A 19,835-nucleotide genomic window follows, 5' to 3' on the forward strand; every position below is an offset into this window, starting at 1 on the left:
AAGACACAGTGAAATTGGACCTGCTGACACCGGGCATCGAGGTCGGGCTCGTCACCACCGACCTGGCCCCGATGGTCGCGTTCTACGAGGGCTTCCTGGAACTGGAGCCGCAGGGCGAGATCGACTTCGAGGGCGGCAGGCAACGCCGCTACTCCCTGGGCGGCAGCGTGCTCAAGCTCGTCACCTACACGACTGCGCCGCCTGCCCCGGCCGCACCGGGCGGCGGGCGCAGCCAGGCGGGGCTGCGCTACTTCACGATCGGGGTGAACGGGCTGCGGGCCGTCGGTGAGGCGTTCGAGGCTTCGGAGTACGAGGTCGTCGAACCGGTCACCGAGTTCGCGCCGGTGCCCGGCATGGGGTTCATGTTCGTGGCGGATCCGGACGGCAACCACATCGAGCTGTTCGGGACCCTCTGACGTGGGCTATCCCTACCCGCAGCCGGGCCCGCCGCAGCAGGTGCCGACCTGCTACCGGCACCCCGACCGGCAGACCTACGTGCGCTGCACCCGCTGCAACCGCTTCATCTGCCCCGAGTGCATGCGCGACGCGGCCGTGGGGCACCAGTGCGTGGACTGCGTCGGGGAGGCGGCCCGCTCGGTGCGCCCCGTGATTAACGCCTTCGGCGCCCAGCGGCCCGCGACCATGACGCCGGTGGTGACCTACGCGCTCATCGGCGTGAACCTGCTGATGTTCGCGCTGCAGATGGCGTCGCCGGAGCTGGAACGCGCCCTGGGCCTGTGGCCGCCCGCAGTCGCCGACGGCGACGTCTACCGGCTGCTGACCTCGGCGTTCCTGCACTTCGGGATCACCCACATCGCGTTCAACATGCTGGCGTTGTACTTCGTGGGCCCGCCGCTGGAGATCGCGCTGGGCCGGGTCCGGTTCGCCGCGCTGTATCTGGTCAGTGCCCTCGGCGGTTCGGTACTCGTCTACCTGCTCACCCTCGATGCGCTGACCGCCGGCGCCTCAGGTGCCGTGTTCGGTCTGTTCGGCGCCATGTTCGTGGTGGGCAAGAGACTCAACATGGACGTGCGGTCGGTGGTGATGATCATCGGTCTGAACCTGGCCTTCACGTTCCTCTTCCCGCTGTTCAGCTCGCAGAACATCAGCTGGCAGGGGCACATCGGCGGGCTGGTGACGGGCGCGCTGGTGGCCGCGGCGTTCGCGTATGCGCCCCGGGCGCAGCGCACCCTGGTGCAGGCCGGCGCCGTGGTGGCGCTGCTGGTCGTGTTCGCCGGCCTGGTGCTGTGGCGCACCGCGGATCTGCGGGCGCTGATGGGGCTCGCCTAGCTGGGCCGGAGACCGACGCGGCCGGCGACGGTCTCCAGCACCGCGAGGTGTTCCTCGACGGTGCGCAGGCCCGCTCCCATCGTGTTCACCGCGACGTGGGTGGCGCCGTGCTCGGCCCACGCGTCGAGGTCGGCGACCACGCGCTCAAGGTCGTGCTGCCAGCTGACCTGGCCCTCCATGCCGATGCCGGCCGGGTCACGTCCGGCGTCGCGCGCGGCCGCGGCGATCGTCGAGAGGGCTTCGGTGAGGCGCGGACCCGGGGGATGCATCGGAAACCAGCCGTCGGCCAGGCGACCGACGCGCGCGTAGGCGGGCGGGCTCGCGGCGCCGATCCACAGGGGGATGGGCCGCTGCGTCGGAAGGGGCGCGATCCCGGCGCCGGTCACCCGGTGGTGGTCGCCGTCGAAGCTGACCGATCGCTGCGTCCACAGTCGGCGCAGCAGCTCGATCTGTTCCTCGACGCGCCGCCCGCGGGTGGTGAACCGCTCGCCGAGCGCCTCGTACTCCACGGCGTTCCAGCCCAGCCCGATCCCGAGCCGCAGCCGGCCGGCGCTGAGCAGATCCACCTCCGCGGCCTGTTTGGCCACCAGCGCGGTCTGGCGCTGCGGCAGGATCACCACACCGGTGACCAGCTCCAACGACGTGGTGACCGCGGCGAGAAAGCCGAACATCACCAGGGGCTCGTGGAACGTGGTGTCGATGTCGTAGGGACCCGCCCAGCCGGTGTGCACGTCGGGGTCGGCCCCGAGCACATGGTCGTAGGCGAGCAGGTGGGTGAAACCGAGCTCCTCGACACGGCGGCCGTAGGCACGGACCGCCTCCGGGTCGCCGCCGAGCTCTGTCTGGGGAAATACGACACCGATGCGCATGACCAACAAGCTATTGAGCGAAAGGGGGTATGAGTGGGTAATGCTCGGTCTTCCCGAACGGATACGCGCGTGCCTTTTCGACCTCGACGGCGTGCTCACCGACACCGCCAGCGTGCACCGGCGCGCCTGGAAGGCGATGTTCGACGAGTATCTGCACACCCTGCAGCAGCAGTTCCGTCCCTTCGACGCGGGCGAGGACTACGAGCGCTACGTCGACGGGAAGCCGCGCGCCGACGGCATCCGGTCGTTCCTCGACAGCCGCGGGATCTCCGTCGACGAGGAGACGGTGACGCGGTTGGGTGACCGGAAGAACCTGATGTTCCGGCAGACGCTGGAGAGCGACGGGGTGGAGGTCTTCGAGGGGTCGCGGCGCTACCTGCAGGCCGCCGCCGACGCCGGGCTGCGTCGCGCGGTCGTGTCCTCCAGCGCCAACACCCGCGAGGTGCTCGAGCTGACCGGGCTCGACGTCTTCATCGAGGAGCGGGTCGACGGCGTGACGTTGCGCGAGCAGGGTCTGCGCGGCAAGCCCGCGCCGGATACCTTCCTGCGCGCCGCCGAGCTGCTCCACGTCGCGCCGGCGGAAGCCGCCGTGTTCGAGGACGCGCTGTCCGGGGTGGCCGCCGGCCGCGCCGGGGAGTTCGGGATCGTGGTCGGTGTGGACCGCACCGGACAGTCAGAAGAGCTGCGGCACAACGGCGCCGATATCGTCGTCACCGACCTGGGGGACCTGCTCACATAATGATGATCACCGACGACGCCTTCCCGGTGGAGCCGTGGCAGGTGCGTGAGACCGAGCTGCGGATCGACCTGCTGCCGCAGACCGAGTCGCTGTTCGCCCTGTCCAACGGGCACATCGGACTGCGCGGCAATCTCGACGAGGGCGAGCCCTACGGGCTCCCCGGGACGTACCTGAACGGGTTCTACGAGATCCGTCCGCTGCCCTATGCCGAGGCGGGCTTCGGCTACCCCGAGGACGGCCAGTCGATCGTGGACGTCACGAACGGCAAGCTGATCCGCCTGCTCGTCGACGACGAGCCGTTCGACGTCAGGTACGGCGAATTATGTTCGCATGAGCGGACTCTCGACATGCGCGCCGGAACCCTCACCCGAACCGCGGAATGGGTGGCGCCGTCGGGCAAACGGGTGAAGGTGAACTCGACCCGGCTGGTGTCGCTGGCCCAGCGCGGGCTGGCCGCCATCGAGTACATCGTGGAAGCCGTCGACGACGTCCTGCTGACGGTGCAGTCCGAGTTGGTCGCCAACGAGGACCAGCCGTCGCAGTCCGACGATCCGCGGGTGGCCGCGGTACTGGAGAAACCGCTGGAGGCGGTGCAGCACGAGGTCAGCGAGAACGGAGCCATGCTGATCCACCGCACGCGCGCCAGCGAGCTGACCATGGCCGCGGCGATGGACCACCTCATCGAGGCGGAGGGCCGGGTCGACATCAGCGGTGACGCCGGGGAGGACTGGGCGCGCACGACGTTCGTCTGCGCACTCAAATCCGGTGAGCGGCTGCGTCTGGTCAAGTTCCTCGCCTACGGGTGGTCGAGCCTGCGGTCCCGGCCGGCGCTGCGTGACCAGGTGGCCGCGGCGATCGCGGGTGCCCGCTACACGGGCTGGCAGGGCCTGCTCGACGCGCAACGCGAATACCTCGACGACTTCTGGGACTGCGCCGACGTCGAGGTCGACGGCGACGCCGACTGCCAGCAGGCGGTGCGCTTCGGGCTCTTCCACGTGCTGCAGGCCAGTGCCCGCGCCGAGCGCCGTGCCATCGCCGGCAAGGGGCTGACCGGGACCGGCTACGACGGCCACGCCTTCTGGGACACCGAGGGATTCGTGCTGCCGGTGCTCACCTACACCGCCCCGCGGGCGGCCGCCGATGCGCTGCGCTGGCGGGCGTCCACGCTGGATCTGGCCCGCGCCCGCGCGGCCGAACTGGACCTCAAGGGGGCCAGCTTCCCGTGGCGCACCATCCGCGGCGAGGAGTGTTCGGCGTACTGGCCGGCGGGCACCGCGGCGTTCCACGTCAACGCCGACATCGCGATGGCGTTCGACCGCTACCGGGTGGTCACCGGGGACGATTCGCTCGAAAAAGACTGCGGGCTGGCCGTTCTCGTGGACACGGCGCGGCTGTGGCTGTCGCTGGGGCACCACGACCGCTACGGCAGGTGGCGCATCGACGGCGTGACCGGACCCGACGAGTACACCGCGATCGTGCGCGACAACGTGTTCACCAACCTGATGGCGGCGCAGAACCTGCGGATCGCCGCCGACGCGTGCACGCGCCACCCCGACGCGGCGCGCGACATGGGGGTCGACACCGAGGAGACCGCCGCGTGGCGCGACGCCGCCGACGCGGTGCACATTCCGTACGACGAGGAGCTCGGCGTGCACCCGCAGTGCGACGGGTTCACCCACCTGAGGGAGTGGGACTTCCGCGCGAACACGAAATACCCACTGCTGCTGCACGAACCGTATGTGCGGCTGTACCCGACGCAGGTGATCAAGCAGGCCGACCTGGTGCTGGCGATGCAGTGGCAGAGCCATGCGTTCACTCCCGAGCAGAAGGCCCGCAACGTCGACTACTACGAGCGGCGCACCACGCGGGACTCCTCGCTGTCGGCGTGCACGCAGGCGGTGATGTGCGCCGACGTCGGCCACATGGAACTGGCCCACGACTACGCCTACGAGGCGGCCCTGATCGATCTGCGGGACCTGCACCACAACACCGGTGACGGGCTGCATCTGGCGTCGCTGGCGGGCAGCTGGACCGCCCTGGTCGGGGGATTCGGCGGACTGCGCGACGACGAAGGCGTCCTCGCACTCGATCCGCACCTGCCCTCGGGGATCTCCCGGCTGCGATTCCGGTTGCGCTGGCGGGGTTTCCGGGTGACGGTCGAGGCCGACCACGACACGGTGACCTACACGCTGCGCGACGGTCCGCGGGGGGCCCTGACGATCCGGCACGCGGGGGAGTCGCTGGAGATCACCACCTCCGAGCCGACCCGCGTCCCCGTACGGCCGCGGGTTCCGCTGCTCCCGCCCCCGCAGCAGCCGCCGGGACGGGAACCGCTGCGGCGCAAGCGGACCTCAGATCTGGAGTCGTGACCCGATGATCACCGTCCGGTCCAGCGGCAGGCCGAAGTGGGCGGCCGCGTCGGCGGTGATGTGGGACGTCGCGATGAAGAGCCGTTTGCGCCACGGCGCCATCGTGGGAGCGTCGCCCTGGCACAGCTCGAGCTTGGACAGGAAGTAGGTCGCGTGGTCGAGGTCCAGCGGGCCCTCGGTCTGTGACGGGTCGAGCAGCCGCAGGGCGCGGGGCACGTCGACCCGGTCCATGTAGCCGAAACGGGCAATCACACGGATGATTCCGTCGTCTGCGGCGCCCAGATCGTCGACGCTGAGCCGCTCGGCGTCCGCTATCCGGGGGACGGGTTCGGTGGTGAGCGACACGATGACCACATGCTCGGCGAGCACATGATTGTGGTCGACGTTCGACCGCATCGAGAGCGGCGCGGTGTCGTCGCCGTACCCCTCCCGCCCGTCCGCCCCCCGATTGAGGAACACCGCCGTGCCCGGCAGCCGCAGCAGCGGCGGGGTCCTGGTGCCCAGACCGTCGATGAAGTCCTGCATCGGGCCTTCGGCCTCGCGCCGGGCCCGCGTGACGACGACGCGCCCGCGCTGCCACGTCGTCATCACCGTGAACGCGCTGACGGCGATCAGCAGCGGCAGCCAGGCGCCGTGCACGAGCTTGGTCATGTTGGCCGCGAAGAACATCAGGTCGACGCACAGCAGCGCGCCACCCCCGGCGATCACCAGCCACAGCGGCGCACCCGCCCGGGTGCGCGCCAGGTAGAGGAACAGCAGGGTGGTGATCGTGATGGTGCCTGTCACCGCCATGCCGAACGCGTACGCCAGCGCCGACGAGCTGCGGAACGCGAACACCAGGATCAGGACGGCGACCAGCAGCACGCCGTTGATCCACGGCACGTAGATCTGGCCGATGGTCGAGGCCGAGGTGTGCTGGATGCGCAGCCGCGGCAGGTAGCCGAGCTGGGCGGCCTGCGAGGCCACCGAGAACGCCCCGGTGATGACGGCCTGCGACGCGATCACCGTGGCCGCGGTCGCCAACAGGATCAGCGGGATCCGCGACCACTCCGGCATCAGCAGGAAAAACGGTGCGCGCACGGCGGATTCGTCATCGAGCACCAGCGCGCCCTGCCCGAGGTAGTTCAGGGTGCAGGCCGGCAGCACCAGGCCGAGCCAGCCCAGGGTGATCGCCTTGCGGCCGAAATGGCCCATGTCGGCGTACAGCGCCTCGGCCCCCGTGACCGCCAGCACGACGGCGGCCAGGGCGAAGAACGCGATGTGGAAGTGCCCGGTGAGGAAGCCCAGGGCGTAGGTCGGCGACAGCGCCCTCAGAATGTCGGGATTGCGCGCGATACCGCCGACGCCCAGCGCGCCGATCGCGACGAACCACAGAATCATCACCGGCCCGAAGAACCGTCCGACCGCCGCGGTGCCCCGCCGCTGCACGCTGAACAGCGCGAGGATGATCACGGCGGTCACCGGCACGACGAGGTCCTTGAAGTCGGGGTCGACGACCTCGAGACCCTCGACCGCGGACAGCACCGAGATCGCCGGCGTGATCATGCTGTCGCCGAAGAACAGCGCAGCCCCGAAGACGCCGAGGGCGGCCAGCGCCGCCGTCGTGTGCCGGGTGCTGGGCGCCCCCCACTTCCGGACCAGGGTGATCAGCGCCATGATGCCGCCCTCGCCGTGGTTGTCGGCGCGCATCACCAGCGTCACGTAGGTCAGCGTCACGATCGTCATCACCGACCAGAAGATCAGCGACACCACGCCGTAGACGTTGTGGGACGACACCGGCACCGGATGCGGATCACCGGGGTCGAACACGGTCGCCAGGGTGTAGATCGGGCTGGTGCCGATGTCGCCGAAGACCACGCCGAGCGCCCCGACCACGATGGCAGGCCGCAGCGAGCTCCTGCTCCTGATCCCCGATGTGTTGTCGATGTGCCACATTGTCGCTGACGCGGCCGGACTTTCGCGTTAGAACGGAGGGCATGGGGTTCGCGGTCGACGAGGCGCTCGACGAGTTGTACAGGGCCCGGCCCGAAGACTTCACCGGGCTGCGCACCAGGCTGGCCGCGGCGGCCAAGAAGAGCGGGGACACCGATGCCGCCAAGCGCATCACGGGCAGCCGTAAACCGACGACGGCGGCCTGGGCGGTCAATGCGCTGGCGCTCACCACGGCGGCCCGTGCGCAGCTCGCCGATCTCGGGTCCCGGCTGCGCGAGGCGCATGCGGCCATGGACGGCGAGGCCATCCGCGCACTGACCGCCGAGCAGCGCAAGCTCGTCGACGCGCTGACCCGCACCGCGCTCACGCAGGCTGGGGTGTCCTCCCCGTCGGCCGCGCTGCGCGACGACGTGACCTCGACACTGCAGGCCGCCGTGGCCGATCCCGACGTCACCGACCGGCTGGGCCGCCTCGCCAAGGCCGAACAGTGGTCGGGATTCGGCGATTTCGGGGTCAGTGCCGCCAAGCAGGCCTCGGCGGTGGCCCCCACCACCAGGAGCCCGAGACCGGACAGGGCCGCGGAGGGCTCGGGCGCGAAGACCCCGGGTGCCAAGACCCCAAGCGCGAAGACCACGACCGACAGGGCCCCCAGCAAGAAGGTCGACGAACGCGCGCAGAAGGCCCGTGCCGCGCTGGCCGCGGCCGAACGGGCCAAGTCCGACGCCGACGCCGCGCTCACCGAGCTGCAGTCCGACCTGGCCACCGCCCGGCTGCGGCACCAGGACGCGCAGCGCCGGCTCGCCGCGGCGCAGGAGGCGCTGGCCGCGGCCGAGGACTCCTACGCGGCGGGCAAGCAGGCCAGCCGCGACGCCGCCGACGCGGTGAAGGCGGCCAAGCGGGCGGTCAGAGGCTGACACGATAGGTTGCCTGCAGCGGCGCATCACTGCGTCGCGGTAAGCGAAATGTTCAGCGCCACGCTTAGATTCGGGGGTCGGCCATGGAACCGCAACCGCAGTCCGACATTCGCCGGGTGGTGACGGGCGCCTCGATCGGCAATGCCGTGGAGTGGTTCGACTTCGCGATCTACGGCTTCCTGGCGACCTTCATCGCCGCGCACTTCTTCCCGTCGGGCAACGACACGACCGCGCTGCTCAACACCTTCGCCATCTTCGCCGCGGCGTTCTTCATGCGTCCCCTCGGCGGGTTCTTCTTCGGCCCCCTCGGCGACCGCATCGGCCGGCAGAAGGTGCTCGCGGTCGTCATCCTGCTGATGTCGGCCGCCACGCTGGGCATCGGACTGTTGCCCACCTACGAGACCATCGGTCTGGCCGCGCCGCTGCTGCTGCTCGTGCTGCGGTGCCTGCAGGGCTTCTCGGCCGGCGGCGAGTACGGCGGCGGAGCGGTCTACCTCGCCGAATTCGCCAGCGACCGCCGCCGCGGGCTGACGATCACGTTCATGGCCTGGTCCGGCGTGCTGGGGTTCCTGCTCGGGTCCGTCACCGTGACCCTGCTGCAGGCCCTGCTGCCCGCCGAGGCGATGGAGAGCTACGGCTGGCGCATCCCGTTCCTGATCGCCGGGCCGCTGGGCCTGGTCGGCCTCTACATCCGGCTGCGTCTGGGCGACACCCCGCAGTTCGCCGAGCTGAACAAGGCCGACAAGACCTCCGACTCGCCGTTGCGGGAGGCCGTCGGCACGTCGTGGCGCCAGATCCTGCAGGTGATCGGCCTGTTCATCGTGTTCAACATCGGCTACTACGTCGTGTTCACCTTCCTGCCAACGTATTTCATCAAGACGCTGGAGTTCTCGAAGTCCGATGCGTTCCTGTCGATCACCCTGGCCTGCGTGGTGGCGCTCGTCCTGATCCTGCCCCTGGCCGCATTGTCGGACCGGGTGGGCCGCCGCCCCCTGCTCATCGCCGGCGCCGCCGCGTTCGTCGTGCTCGCCTACCCGCTGTTCCTGCTGCTCACCTCCGGCTCGCTGGTGGCCGCCCTCGCCGCGCACTGTCTGCTCGCCGCGATCGAGTCGGTCTACATCTCGTGCGCGGTGTCGGCCGGCGTCGAACTGTTCGCCACCCGCGTTCGGTTCAGCGGGTTCTCGGTCGGCTACAACGTGTGTGTGGCGCTGTTCGGCGGCACGACCCCGTACGTGGTCACGTGGCTGACCGCGTCCACCGGCAACTCGATAGCCCCCGCGTTCTATCTGATCGCGGCCGCCGCGGTGTCGCTGGGCACGGTGCTGACCCTGCGTGAGAGCGCCGGCCGTTCGCTGGCGCAGGTCCACTGATGCTTGGCTAGGGTGGGCTCAAGCATCCACCACAGGCATCCACAGGGGAGGCGCGCGGGATGAAGCTCCGGGTTTTGCCCTACGTCACCGTCGAGATCGACGACCGGCTGCGGCGCCGGCTGCGCCGGGCGGGCGAGCGGCTGCGGGTCGACATCCGCGCCTACCTGCTCAGCGCCGCCGACGACGTGGACACGGCCGTCGACACCGCCGGCGACCGCGTGCGCGGGCTGTGCGACCGCGCCGTGCACCGCGTGGATTCCGTGGTGGCCACCGTCAACGACAAGATCGCGCCGGACGGCGCCGCGACCACGCCGCAGCGGCCGCACCTTCGGGTGGTCGGGGACGTCGGGGGTAAGGAAGCGTCCTAATCAGGCGGTTCGGCGCAGCGCGGTGAAATGTGCTTGCCTTGTCGGGTGATCGGCCATGGACTTACCGTGCTGCTGGCATTCCTGGCCGCGGTGTTTCTCGCCGTCGGCATCGTGGTTCGCCAACGGGCCACCCTCGACGTACCCGCCGAGCACGGCATCAGCCCCGTCATGTTCGCGACACTGATCCGCCGGCCCCTGTGGTGGATGGGCACCGCGTCGGCGGTCGCGGGGTTCGTGTTCCAGGCACTTGCGCTGGCCAACGGCTCGCTCCTGCTGGTGCAACCGATCCTGGTCTCGGCGCTGCTGTTCGCCCTGCCGCTCAGCGCCCGCCTCGCGCACCGCACGGTGACGCGCTCGGAGTGGGCCTGGGCCGTGCTGCTGACCGTCGCGCTGGCGGTCTTCGTCGTCCTGGCCAAGGCCAGCCCGGGTGACTACGAGGCGTCGCTGACCACCTCGACGGTCGTGGCCGTCGTGTGCACCGTCGCGGTGCTGGCCTGCGTGATCGTCGCGACCCGCATCGTGGGCTGGATCCGGGCGGTGCTGCTGGCGGTCGCCGTCGGTGTCCTGTTCGGCGTCGTGGCCGTGCTGACCAAGCTCGTCATGCACATGCTCACCCACGAGGGTGCGGTCGCGGTGCTGACCACCCCGGTGCTCTACCTGCTGGTGCTGATCGGGGTCGGGGCCACGCTGCTGCAGCAGTCGGCGTTCCACGCCGGATCGCTGCAGACGTCGGTGCCGACCATGCTCGTGCTGGAGCCGATGATCGCGGTGATCCTCGGGGCGGTCGTGCTCGGCGAGCACCTCAACGTCGGGCACTGGGACCTGATCGCGATCGGGGTCTCGACGGCCGCGATGGTCGCGGGCACGATCGCGCTCGGACGCGACGAGGGCGCCTACGAGGAACGCCTCACCGGTGGCGAGGAGTCGGCTCAGGCCGCCTCGGGCAGGGGATAGCCCCGGTCCTTCGCGACCTCGGACAGCACCGCGCGCAACTGCGTGCGCCCGCGGTGCAGGCGCGACATCACGGTCCCGATCGGCACGTCGATCAGCTCGGCGATCTCCCGGAACTTGCGGCCCTCGACGTCGGCGTAATAGACCGCGGTGCGGTACTTCTCGGGCAGCGCCCGCATCGCCGCGACGATCGCGGGGTCGGCCGCGCCCGCGAGCACGACGTCCTCGGTGGACCCGGGCGCGGCGCTGCTGTGGTTGGCCGCCAGCAACTGACCGTCGCTGAACTCGTCGGTGAACTGCAGCGTCGGACGGTGCTGCTGCCGGCGGTAGGCGCTGATGTGGGTGTTGTGCATGATCCGGTACAGCCAGCCGACGAGGTTAGTGCCCTCACGGAAACTGCCGAAGGCCGCGTAGGCCTTGACGGCCGTCTCCTGCAGGAGGTCCTCGGCGTCGGCATGGTCGCGGGTCAACTTGAAGGCGTGGCGGTACAGTTCCGCGATCAGCGGAACGGCATCGCGTTCGAAACGGGCGGTGAGCTGGTCGTCGTGGGAGCCGGTACGCATGAGGAAACTCTCGCGCGTGGCGGGGCCCGGGTCTGCCCGGCTGGCCCCCAATCCCGTTCGGGAGAACCGCAACCCCGCCTACCGGTTATCCCCCAGGCCGCCGGCGTGCCAGGACGACCAGCGCCGGATGTCGACCGAGACCACCGGGCCGTCGAGCTCGACGCGCCGGTACTGCGGGTACTTGGCGCGCAGCGACGCATACCCGTTGGCCATCTCCAGGCCGCTGTGATGGATCGTCGCCGCACCGTCGGCACGCACCCACCACAGCTGCGTCCAGTCGGGGTCGTAGTGGTCGACGAGCAGGCTCACGGTGGGGTTGCGTTCGATGTTGACCAGGCGACGGAGGCGTTGTGTCGTCTTGGGTTTGGCGTCGACGGCGGTGTACAGGATGTCCGTGCGGTGTTCGGGGATCGCGAACACCACCGGAACCACGTGGGGTACGGCGTCGGGCCCCGCGGTCGCGAGCATCGCCACCGGGGACGACGCGAACGCGGCGATCGCATCGAACGCACCGGATTCGGCCATACGACCAGGGTAGGGTTCGGTGCGGTCGGCGGGATCCGTTCACGGCGGAGACGTCGGCCGGTTACCGCAGAGACACCGCGCAGCCTCCTGCCCATCGGAAGGTTCGGCAATGAACTCCTCACGGCGCACGCGCCGCCTGCTCGCCGCCGCCGCGCCCCTGCTCCTGTTCGCCGGCGCCGTGGGATGCGCGCCGCCGGAGAAGGACAACGCGGGCGCCCAGACCGAGTCGGGCGTCAGCGCCGCGGAGGCGACCTCGGCCCGGGACTTCGGCGGCATGGAAGGCCTCGTCGAGGCGGCGAGGGCCGAAGGCGAGCTCAATGTCATTGCGCTGCCGCCGGATTGGGCCAACTACGGTGCCGTCATCTCCGCGTTCTCCGAAAAGTACTCCATCAAGGTGAACTCCGCGCAACCCGATGCGTCCAGCCAGGATGAGATCAACGCCGCCACCCAGCAGAAGGGCCGCAGCAGCGCTCCCGACGTATTCGACCTCGGACAGTCGGTGGCGCTGTCGAACACGGCGATGTTCGCGCCGTACAAGGTCGAGAACTTCGACGACATCCCCGCGGCGTTCAAGGACGCCGACGGCACCTGGGTCAACGACTACGGCGGCTACATGTCGATCGGCTTCGACTCGGCCAAGGTGCCTCCGGTGACCGGCGTCGACGATCTGCTCAAACCCGAGTACCAGGGCAAGGTGGCGCTCAACGGCGACCCGACGCAGGCCGGCGCCGCGTTCTCCGGGGTCCTGATGGTGGCGCTGTCCCAGGGTGGTTCGGCCGACGACATCGCCCCCGGCGTCGAGTTCTTCCGCAAGCTCGCCGACGCGGGCAACTTCCTGCCGGTCGATCCGACGCCGGCCACCATCGAGTCCGGCCAGACCCCGGTCGTCATCGACTGGAACTACACCAACGCGTCGCAGACCGAGAAGCTGCCGTCCTGGACGGTGCTGGTGCCGCCGCAGAATCCGGTGGCGGGGTACTACTACCAGGCGATCAACAAGGATGCGCCCCACCCGGCGGCGGCGAGGCTCTGGCAGGAGTTCCTTTATAGCGACGAGGGCCAGAACCTGTACGCCCAGGGCGGGGTACGGCCGGTGCGGGCCGACACCATGCTCACCGACGGCACGCTGGACCCGGCCGTGGCGGCCGCGCTGCCCGTCGTCGACGGACCGGTGACGGTGCCGACACCCCAGCAGACCGAGGCGGCCTCGAAGTACCTCTCGGAGAACTGGGCTGCCGCTGTTGGCTGAGGTGACGTTCGGCCGGCGGCTGCGAGACTCGTTGCCGCTGTTGCCCTTCCTGACGGTCGTGGTGATCTTCCTGATCATCCCGACGGTCACGGTCATCGTGGGTTCGGTGTATGCCGACGGGGTCTTCTCGCTGGACCGGATCGCCGCGCTGTTCACCGGTACCGCACTGAGCGCGCTGGCCGACAGCGTGCTGCTGTCGGGGGCCACGGCGCTGCTGGGCGCATTCCTGGGCGCAGTGCTGGCCTGGCTGATCGTCAGCAGCCCGCCCACGTCGATGCTGCGCCGGGCGGTGCTCTCGCTGTGCAGCGTGCTGGCCCAATTCGGTGGCGTGGCACTGGCATTCGCGTTCCTGGCCACGATAGGGCTGAACGGGGTGCTGACACTGTGGGTGCAGCAGGTGTTCGGGTTCAACCTGGCCGGCTCGGGCTGGCTCTACAGCCTGTCGGGCCTGATCCTCGTGTACACGTACTTCCAGATACCGCTGATGGTCATCGTGTTCATCCCCGCGCTCGAAGGCCTGCGCGACCAGTGGCGCGAGGCCGCCGTCAGTCTCGGCGCGTCGACGTTCGCGTACTGGCGCGAGGTCGCGATCCCGCTGCTGACCCCGGCGTTCCTCGGGTCGGCGCTGCTGTTGTTCGCCAACGCGTTCGCCGCCTACGCCACCGCCGCGGCCCTGGTCAGCCAGGGCAGCCCGATCCTGCCGCTGCTGATCCGCGCATCGTTGGTCAGCGAGGTGGTGCTGGGCCAGGCCGGTTTCGCCTACGCGCTCGCCCTGGAGATGATCGTGGTGGTGGCACTGGTCATGGTCGCCTACAACCTGCTCGTCCGGCGCAGTTCCCGGTGGCTGTCATGAGAGCGTCGACAAAGGTTGTGCGCGCGGCACTCTGGATACTGTTCGCGCTGTTCTTCCTGTTCCCTCTTTACGCGATGGCCGACTTCTCCACCCGCAACCTGGTCGCCGGCGGCCGTACCTGGCAGGCGTGGGCGAACCTGGTGTCCGACGAGGCGCTGTACCAGTCGATCGTGGTGTCGCTGCTGCTCGCGGTGTTCACGGTGATCGCGATGCTCGTGCTGCTGGTCCCGACGATGATCTGGGTGCGTCTGCGCGCCCCCTGGGCCGGTGGCGTGCTCGCATTCTGTTGCCTGTTGCCCCTGACGATTCCCGCGCTGGTGATCGTGGTGGGTCTGCGCAACGTCTACCTGTGGGTCACATACTTCCTGGGGGAATCGGCGCTGACGCTGACGTTCGTGTACGTCATCCTGGTGCTGCCCTTCGCCTACCGCGCCCTCGACGCGGCACTGTCGGCGATCGATCTGCAGACGCTCTCGGAGGCGGCCAGGTCGCTCGGCGCCGGGTGGCTGACCACGATCACCCGGGTCGTCGTCCCTAACATCTGGTCGGGAATCCTCTCGGCCGCATTCATTTCCATCGCGGTGGTGCTCGGCGAGTACACCATCGCGTCGCTGTCGGGCTACGAGACCCTGCAGGTCCAGATCGTGCTGATCGGCAAGAGCGACGGCCCGACCTCGGTGGCGGCCTCACTGGCCACGCTGCTGTTCGGGTTCGTGCTGCTGCTGATCCTGTCGCTGGTGACCCGCGGGCGACGTGGCCGGGTCCGTGAGACAGGGGTGACGGTATGACCAAGACCGGTATGGACCGACGCTCGCGCGAGACGACGAGCGTCGCCGTCGAGCTGACCGAGCTGACCCGGGTGTACGGAACCACCCGCGCGCTCGACGGCCTGACGCTGCACATCGAACCGGGCGAGATGGTGGCGCTGCTGGGCCCGTCGGGCTGCGGCAAGACCACCGCGCTGCGGATCCTCGCCGGGCTCGACGAAGCCACGTCCGGCACGGTGTCGGTGGGCGGTGTCGACGTCAGCCGGGTCCCGGCCAGCAAGCGGGACATGGGCATGGTCTTCCAGGCCTACAGCCTCTTTCCCCACCTGACCGTGCTGGACAACGTCGCGTTCGGCCTGAAGATGCGCCGAAAGGGCAAACAGGACAGGCTTTCCCGTGCCGGGGAGATGCTCGAGCTGGTAGGGCTGTCGGCGCTGGGCGGACGGTATGCCAAGGAGCTCTCCGGTGGTCAGCAGCAGCGGGTCGCGCTGGCGCGGGCGCTGGCGATCGAGCCCAGGGTGCTGCTGCTCGACGAGCCGCTGTCGGCACTCGATGCCAAGGTGCGCACGCAGCTGCGCGAGGAGATCCGGCGCGTGCAGCTCGAGGTCGGCACCACCACGCTGTTCGTCACCCACGATCAGGAGGAGGCGCTCGCCGTCGCCGATCGCGTCGGGGTGATGAGCCAGGGCAGGCTCGAACAGCTCGCCGCGCCGGCCGAGCTGTACGCCCACCCGGCCACCCCGTTCGTCGCCGACTTCGTCGGGCTGAACAACAAGGTGCCGGCCACGGTCTCGTCGGGGACCGCGTCGCTGCTGGGAGTCACCGCCCCCGCGTTGCCCGGTTCGGTGGACGGGGACGGGGTGGCGATGGTGCGGCCCGAATCGGTCACGGTCGCCCCGGACCCCACCGGTCGCGCGACGGTCAGCTCGGTGTCGTTCCTCGGCGCCATCTCGCGGGTCAACGTCACGCTGCCCGACGGAGCGGTGCTGTTCGCGCAGATGGCGAGTTCGGCCGCCCGTCGGTTCACGCCGGGCGATCCCGTCACCGTCGGGCTCGAGCCCGGCGGGGTCCTCGTCAGCCGCCCGACCTAGACGTCACACCACTCAGACGTCACGCCTCTCAGACGTCGGCCACCGGTTCGATGCCGAGATCGCGGTAGGTCACGAGCGCGTGGAACGGCACGTTGCGCTTGGCGAAGCGCGCCGCGGCGACGTCGCCGCGGTCGACCATGGGAATCACCCCCGTGACCACGACGCCCAGCGGAGCGATGCGTTCGAGTGCGAGTTCGGTCGAGCCGCCGGTGCTGATCACGTCGTCGACGAGCAGCACCCGGGTGCCCTCCTGCAGCCGGGTGCCCTCCACCCACTGCTCGCGGCCACGCGTCTTCTGCTCCTTGCGCACCGAGAACCACGCCTTGCCGGTCACCATGGCCACGCCGTGGGCGAGCGGATCGGCGCCCATCGTCAGGCCGCCTACGGCGTCGAACTCGATCCCGTTCGCGGCCGCGAGGTCGGCGACCGCCCGCGACACGATCGTCAGGCGCTCACCGGTGTCGACGGCGTACTTGCCGTCGATGTAGTCGTGGCTGAGCTGGCCGCTGGCGAGCTTGAACGGCTCCTCGCGCCGTTCGTGGCCGCGGGTGCGGATCAGGTCGAAGGCGGCGTGCCAGGTCTGGGGACGGTCGTTCACGGCGCCCATCCTATTTCACGCCGTCGCGGGCGCGGCGAGCCAACTCGACGGTGGCCGAACGTAATTCGTCGATCGAATTGATCGGCGACGCGTAACCGACCCGGGTGTAGGCCAGGCCGCGCTCGGTGTCCAGGCGCAGATCCAGTCCGTAGCGGTCGGCGCCGGTGCACGTCGCCGCGGTCGTGTCGGGGTAGCCGCCGAGAGTGCGGGCCATCGCCGCCAGCGACTCGGCGTGGTCGGCGTTGAGGTGGGCGATGGCGCCCGCCGACCGCGGCGTGACCGGGTCGGCCTCGGCGGCCGAGTAGTCCTGCCCGCTGGCGGAGTCCATCCGGCCGTAGCCGCCCACCCAGCGCACCCGGGAGACGCGCAGCACCCACAGCGAGAAGTCGCTGTAGTCGATGTAGTACTTCGCGGCGGAGACGGCGGCCAGATGCGCCTCCCGCGCGGCGTCGCGCTCGGCGCCGGTGGGCGCCTCGACGCGCCCGGCGAGGGTGATCCTCGCGTTGGCGAGCGGATCGGTCTCGGTGGCCGGTGCCACGATCGCGATGCTGGCCCGCGGATCGCCGGCCAGGTTGCGGCCGTGCTCGGCGAGGTTGGACACGCACAGCACCGGGGCGCCGCCGAGCAGGCCGTAGGTGACGAACGACGCCCACGGGTCGCCGTCGGCGGTCAGCGTCGCCAGGGTGCCGCTGTTCGTCGACGCGGCGATCGTGCGGGCCTCCTCGGCCGCCGAGGGGCGCACCGTGTTGGCCGGTTCGGTCAGCGGCGGAGGCACCGTCGGTGCATCTCCGGGGTCGCCGTGGTCGCGGGTCGGGCCGGCTGTCGTCACGTCGGCACCCTATCTGCTCTCTCCGAAACTGACGGTGCCGTCGATAAGGAGGGTTTGCGAGCCCGTTCCAAAAAAAGTGGCGGGTTGTGCCGATATGCGAGAATTGGGTTGTTTCACCCCTTGGCGAGCAACAGAACTCTTGCGAATCGAGTGCACGATGGTCGGGCCTGCGCTGCGTTCCCTCGCGGTTGCCGGTGCCCTCACGCTGACCTGGGTGGCGGGCGGGGTGCCCCTCGCGGCGCCGGCCGTGGCGCAGCCGGGAGATTCGGGTGCGTCCAGCCAGGGGACCGACGACCCCGGTGACACCGGGGGCGAGGACTCCGGCGGCACGGACCCCGCACCGAACGAACCCGAGGCTCCGTCCGAGCCCGACGACCCGTCCGAGGGATCGCCCGCCGAAGACCCCGACGACGCCGAAGCACCCGCCCCGAGCGACCCCGAACCCGAGGGCGGCGGCGGGAGCACGGTCGATCCCGGGCGCGACGACCCCGCCGACCCACCCCCGATGCGGGCGCCCGCACCCCGGGTCAGCGACTTCAGCGGCACGATCACGATCCCGTGGTTCCGGTTGCCGGCCCCCGGGGAGATCCCCGCGGGCAGCTGGCCGAGCGCGTCGACCTTCTACACCACCGTCGCGATTCCGGTGCCCACGCTGACCGACTTCCTCGAAGCGCTGCGCGTGGTCCCTGCGCCGCAGCCCGCGCCCGGCCCGGCCTTCCGCACCCAGGAAGAGGCCCCGGTCGCGGACGCGACGTCGGGCACCACCACCGGCGGGGGCGGAGGCGGCGGTGGCGGGATGTCGGGCCCCGTGGTCTTCCGCGCCCCGCTGGTGACCGTGCCGCGGTCGACGACCGTGGCGGGCCGACCGACCAAGCTGCCCCCTGGGTCACCGGCGACCGCCGTGGCGCCGGGTGTCACCCAGCCCGGCGTGGCCGGCGTCCCGACGCCCGCGATCCGCGGGTCGGTACGGCCCACCCCGGGCGTGACGGCGCCGCTGCCGGCGACGCCCGCGAGCGGGCTGGCACCGCGGACGAGCGTGTCCGCGCGCGGGGTCACGCAGACGACCGTGGCCGAGATCGCGGTGGTGGCCGTCCCCGGCGTCGCGGGGCTTCTGTTCCTGACGTTCAGCGGCGGGATGATCGGTTACCGGCAGGCCAACAGCGTCCGCTACGTCCGCACCGCAGGGGCCGAACGCTTCTTGCCCTGATTGCTTTTCGGCACACCTGGGTAGGTTCCACACCATGACGCTGGCATTCAGCGAATGGATCATTCACCGCCGGTGGTACGCCGGCCGCAGCCGCGAACTCGCCTCGGCCGAACCGGCCGCCGTGACGCCGCTGGGCGACGACATCGAGCACGTGCTGCTCGACGTCGCCTACACCGACGGGTTCACCGAGCGCTACCAGGTGCTCGTCCTGTGGAAGGACGCGCCCGTCGACGGGTACGGCGAAGCGGCGCTGATCGGCACCGAGGACGGGCCGGGCGGAACCCGCGTCGCCTACGACGCGCTGTTCGACCCGCAGGCCGCGGCCAGGCTGCTGTCGCTGATCGACGCCTCGGCCACCGTCGGCGGGCTCACGTTCAGCAGGGAACCGGACACGACGCTGCCCGTCGACGCGCCCGCGAGGGTGTCGGGCGCCGAGCAGAGCAACACCAGCGTGATCTTCGGAAAAGACGCCATGCTCAAGGTCTTTCGCCGCGTCACGCCCGGCATCAACCCCGACATCGAGCTGAACCGGGTGCTGGCTCGCGCAGGCAACCCGCACGTCGCGACACTGCTCGGATCGTTCGAGACGACGTGGGCAGGCCCGGGCACCGAACTGTGCGCGCTCGGCATGGTGACGGCGTTCGCGGCCAACAGCGCCGAGGGCTGGGACATGGCGACCGCCAGCACCCGCGACCTGTTCGCCAACGAGGTGCCCGGAGACTTCGCCGACGAGTCCTACCGTCTCGGCGAGGCGGTCGCCTCGGTGCACGCGACCCTGGCCGACACGCTGGGCACCTCGGTGCAGCAGTTCCCCGTGGACACCGCGCTGGAACGGCTCGCCTCGGCCGTGCAGGCCGCCCCCGTGCTGGCCGGCCACGCGCCGCTGGTGGAGCAGCGCTACCGCGACCTCGCGGGCACCTCGATCACGGTGCACCGCGTGCACGGGGACCTGCACCTGGGCCAGGTGCTGCGCACCCCCGAGAACTGGCTGCTGATCGACTTCGAAGGCGAGCCGGGCCAGCCGCTCGACGAACGCCGCAGACCGGACTCTCCGCTGCGCGACGTCGCGGGGGTGCTGCGGTCGTTCGAATACGCCGCCTATCAGAGCCTCGTCGACGCCGGGGACAACCCGCAGACGGCGCAGCAGGCGCGCACCTGGGTGGACCAGAACTGCGCGGCCTTCTGCGACGGGTACGCCGCGGTGGCGGGAGTGGACCCCCGCAGCATCGGGGACGTGCTGGCCGCCTACGAGCTGGACAAGGCCGTCTACGAAGCCGCGTACGAGGCGAGGTTCCGCCCATCATGGCTGCCCATCCCGATGCGGTCCATCGAGCGCATCCTCGCCTGACGG

General features: G+C 70.3%; 20 protein-coding genes. 14 read left to right on the top strand and 6 right to left on the bottom strand.

What is annotated here, in order from left to right:
* The first annotated feature begins 8 nt into the window (after positions 1-8).
* Both FHR72_RS03555 and FHR72_RS03560 read left to right on the top strand, forming a co-directional pair.
* On the top strand, positions 9-416 hold the full coding sequence (locus FHR72_RS03555; RefSeq protein ID WP_183466496.1) for a VOC family protein: 408 nt from the start codon (positions 9-11) through the stop codon (positions 414-416).
* 1 nt (position 417) lies between these two features.
* Positions 418-1,290 (top strand): rhomboid family intramembrane serine protease, encoded by an 873-nt coding sequence (locus FHR72_RS03560; protein ID WP_183466497.1) that lies wholly within the window; start codon positions 418-420, stop codon positions 1,288-1,290.
* On the opposite strand, the gene FHR72_RS03565 is transcribed toward FHR72_RS03560, so the two are convergent.
* Positions 1,287-2,159 carry an LLM class F420-dependent oxidoreductase gene (locus tag FHR72_RS03565; protein ID WP_183466498.1) on the bottom strand — a complete coding sequence of 291 codons (873 nt, stop codon included), beginning with the start codon at positions 2,157-2,159 and terminating at the stop codon, positions 1,287-1,289. The genes FHR72_RS03560 and FHR72_RS03565 overlap by 4 nt on opposite strands.
* A 40-nt stretch (positions 2,160-2,199) precedes the next feature.
* Here FHR72_RS03565 and FHR72_RS03570 point away from each other — a divergent pair, with 40 nt between their 5' ends.
* Positions 2,200-2,898, top strand: a complete 699-nt coding sequence (locus FHR72_RS03570; RefSeq protein ID WP_183466499.1) for a beta-phosphoglucomutase family hydrolase — start codon at positions 2,200-2,202, stop codon at positions 2,896-2,898.
* Positions 2,899-2,900: 2 nt separating this feature from the next.
* Complete coding sequence (locus tag FHR72_RS03575) at positions 2,901-5,267, top strand: glycoside hydrolase family 65 protein (protein ID WP_183466603.1); 2,367 nt, start codon at positions 2,901-2,903, stop codon at positions 5,265-5,267.
* Here the strand turns inward: FHR72_RS03575 and FHR72_RS03580 are convergent.
* Positions 5,250-7,202 (bottom strand): potassium transporter Kup, encoded by a 1,953-nt coding sequence (locus tag FHR72_RS03580; RefSeq protein ID WP_183466500.1) that lies wholly within the window; start codon positions 7,200-7,202, stop codon positions 5,250-5,252. The genes FHR72_RS03575 and FHR72_RS03580 overlap by 18 nt on opposite strands.
* A gap of 41 nt (positions 7,203-7,243) precedes the next feature.
* Here FHR72_RS03580 and FHR72_RS03585 point away from each other — a divergent pair, with 41 nt between their 5' ends.
* From FHR72_RS03585 to FHR72_RS03600, 4 genes are all read left to right on the top strand, one after another.
* Positions 7,244-8,113 (top strand): hypothetical protein, encoded by an 870-nt coding sequence (locus tag FHR72_RS03585; protein WP_183466501.1) that lies wholly within the window; start codon positions 7,244-7,246, stop codon positions 8,111-8,113.
* Positions 8,114-8,196: 83 nt separating this feature from the next.
* The gene (locus tag FHR72_RS03590; protein ID WP_183466502.1) at positions 8,197-9,483 is read left to right on the top strand and encodes an MFS transporter; all 1,287 of its coding nucleotides are present in this window, start codon (positions 8,197-8,199) and stop codon (positions 9,481-9,483) included.
* 59 nt (positions 9,484-9,542) lie between these two features.
* Complete coding sequence (locus FHR72_RS03595) at positions 9,543-9,851, top strand: hypothetical protein (protein ID WP_183466503.1); 309 nt, start codon at positions 9,543-9,545, stop codon at positions 9,849-9,851.
* A 45-nt stretch (positions 9,852-9,896) separates the two neighbouring features.
* Positions 9,897-10,805, top strand: a complete 909-nt coding sequence (locus FHR72_RS03600; protein WP_183466504.1) for a DMT family transporter — start codon at positions 9,897-9,899, stop codon at positions 10,803-10,805.
* On the opposite strand, the gene FHR72_RS03605 is transcribed toward FHR72_RS03600, so the two are convergent.
* Together FHR72_RS03605 and FHR72_RS03610 are read right to left on the bottom strand one after the other, a co-directional pair.
* Entirely contained in the window at positions 10,781-11,365 is a 585-nt protein-coding gene (locus tag FHR72_RS03605; RefSeq protein WP_183466505.1) for a sigma-70 family RNA polymerase sigma factor, read from the bottom strand. The genes FHR72_RS03600 and FHR72_RS03605 overlap by 25 nt on opposite strands.
* A 78-nt stretch (positions 11,366-11,443) precedes the next feature.
* Positions 11,444-11,890, bottom strand: coding sequence for a TIGR03668 family PPOX class F420-dependent oxidoreductase (locus FHR72_RS03610; protein WP_183466506.1), 447 nt, complete (start codon positions 11,888-11,890; stop codon positions 11,444-11,446).
* 109 nt (positions 11,891-11,999) lie between these two features.
* Here FHR72_RS03610 and FHR72_RS03615 point away from each other — a divergent pair, with 109 nt between their 5' ends.
* From FHR72_RS03615 to FHR72_RS03630, 4 genes are read left to right on the top strand one after another with little or no spacing between them, the layout of a single operon-like run.
* On the top strand, positions 12,000-13,139 hold the full coding sequence (locus FHR72_RS03615) for an ABC transporter substrate-binding protein (RefSeq protein WP_183466507.1): 1,140 nt from the start codon (positions 12,000-12,002) through the stop codon (positions 13,137-13,139).
* Between the two features lies 1 nt (position 13,140).
* On the top strand, positions 13,141-13,992 hold the full coding sequence (locus FHR72_RS03620; protein WP_183466604.1) for an ABC transporter permease: 852 nt from the start codon (positions 13,141-13,143) through the stop codon (positions 13,990-13,992).
* Positions 13,989-14,780, top strand: a complete 792-nt coding sequence (locus FHR72_RS03625; RefSeq protein ID WP_183466508.1) for an ABC transporter permease — start codon at positions 13,989-13,991, stop codon at positions 14,778-14,780. The genes FHR72_RS03620 and FHR72_RS03625 overlap by 4 nt, the downstream gene beginning before the upstream one ends.
* Positions 14,777-15,850, top strand: a complete 1,074-nt coding sequence (locus FHR72_RS03630; RefSeq protein WP_396888385.1) for an ABC transporter ATP-binding protein — start codon at positions 14,777-14,779, stop codon at positions 15,848-15,850. Before FHR72_RS03625 ends, FHR72_RS03630 begins: the two co-directional genes overlap by 4 nt.
* A 28-nt stretch (positions 15,851-15,878) precedes the next feature.
* Here the strand turns inward: FHR72_RS03630 and pyrE are convergent, their stop codons facing one another.
* Positions 15,879-16,457 (bottom strand): orotate phosphoribosyltransferase, encoded by a 579-nt coding sequence (pyrE, locus tag FHR72_RS03635; RefSeq protein ID WP_183466509.1) that lies wholly within the window; start codon positions 16,455-16,457, stop codon positions 15,879-15,881.
* Between the two features lies 1 nt (position 16,458).
* Positions 16,459-17,277, bottom strand: coding sequence for a HugZ family pyridoxamine 5'-phosphate oxidase (locus tag FHR72_RS03640; RefSeq protein ID WP_183466510.1), 819 nt, complete (start codon positions 17,275-17,277; stop codon positions 16,459-16,461).
* A 157-nt stretch (positions 17,278-17,434) separates the two neighbouring features.
* Between FHR72_RS03640 and FHR72_RS03645 the strand changes: the two genes are divergently transcribed.
* Both FHR72_RS03645 and FHR72_RS03650 read left to right on the top strand, forming a co-directional pair.
* The gene (locus FHR72_RS03645; RefSeq protein WP_183466511.1) at positions 17,435-18,484 is read left to right on the top strand and encodes a hypothetical protein; all 1,050 of its coding nucleotides are present in this window, start codon (positions 17,435-17,437) and stop codon (positions 18,482-18,484) included.
* Positions 18,485-18,518: 34 nt separating this feature from the next.
* Complete coding sequence (locus tag FHR72_RS03650; RefSeq protein ID WP_183466512.1) at positions 18,519-19,832, top strand: maltokinase N-terminal cap-like domain-containing protein; 1,314 nt, start codon at positions 18,519-18,521, stop codon at positions 19,830-19,832.
* Positions 19,833-19,835 lie beyond the last annotated feature (3 nt).

This window comes from Mycolicibacterium iranicum (assembly GCF_014190915.1).
In the GTDB taxonomy this organism is placed as follows: domain Bacteria; phylum Actinomycetota; class Actinomycetes; order Mycobacteriales; family Mycobacteriaceae; genus Mycobacterium; species Mycobacterium iranicum_B.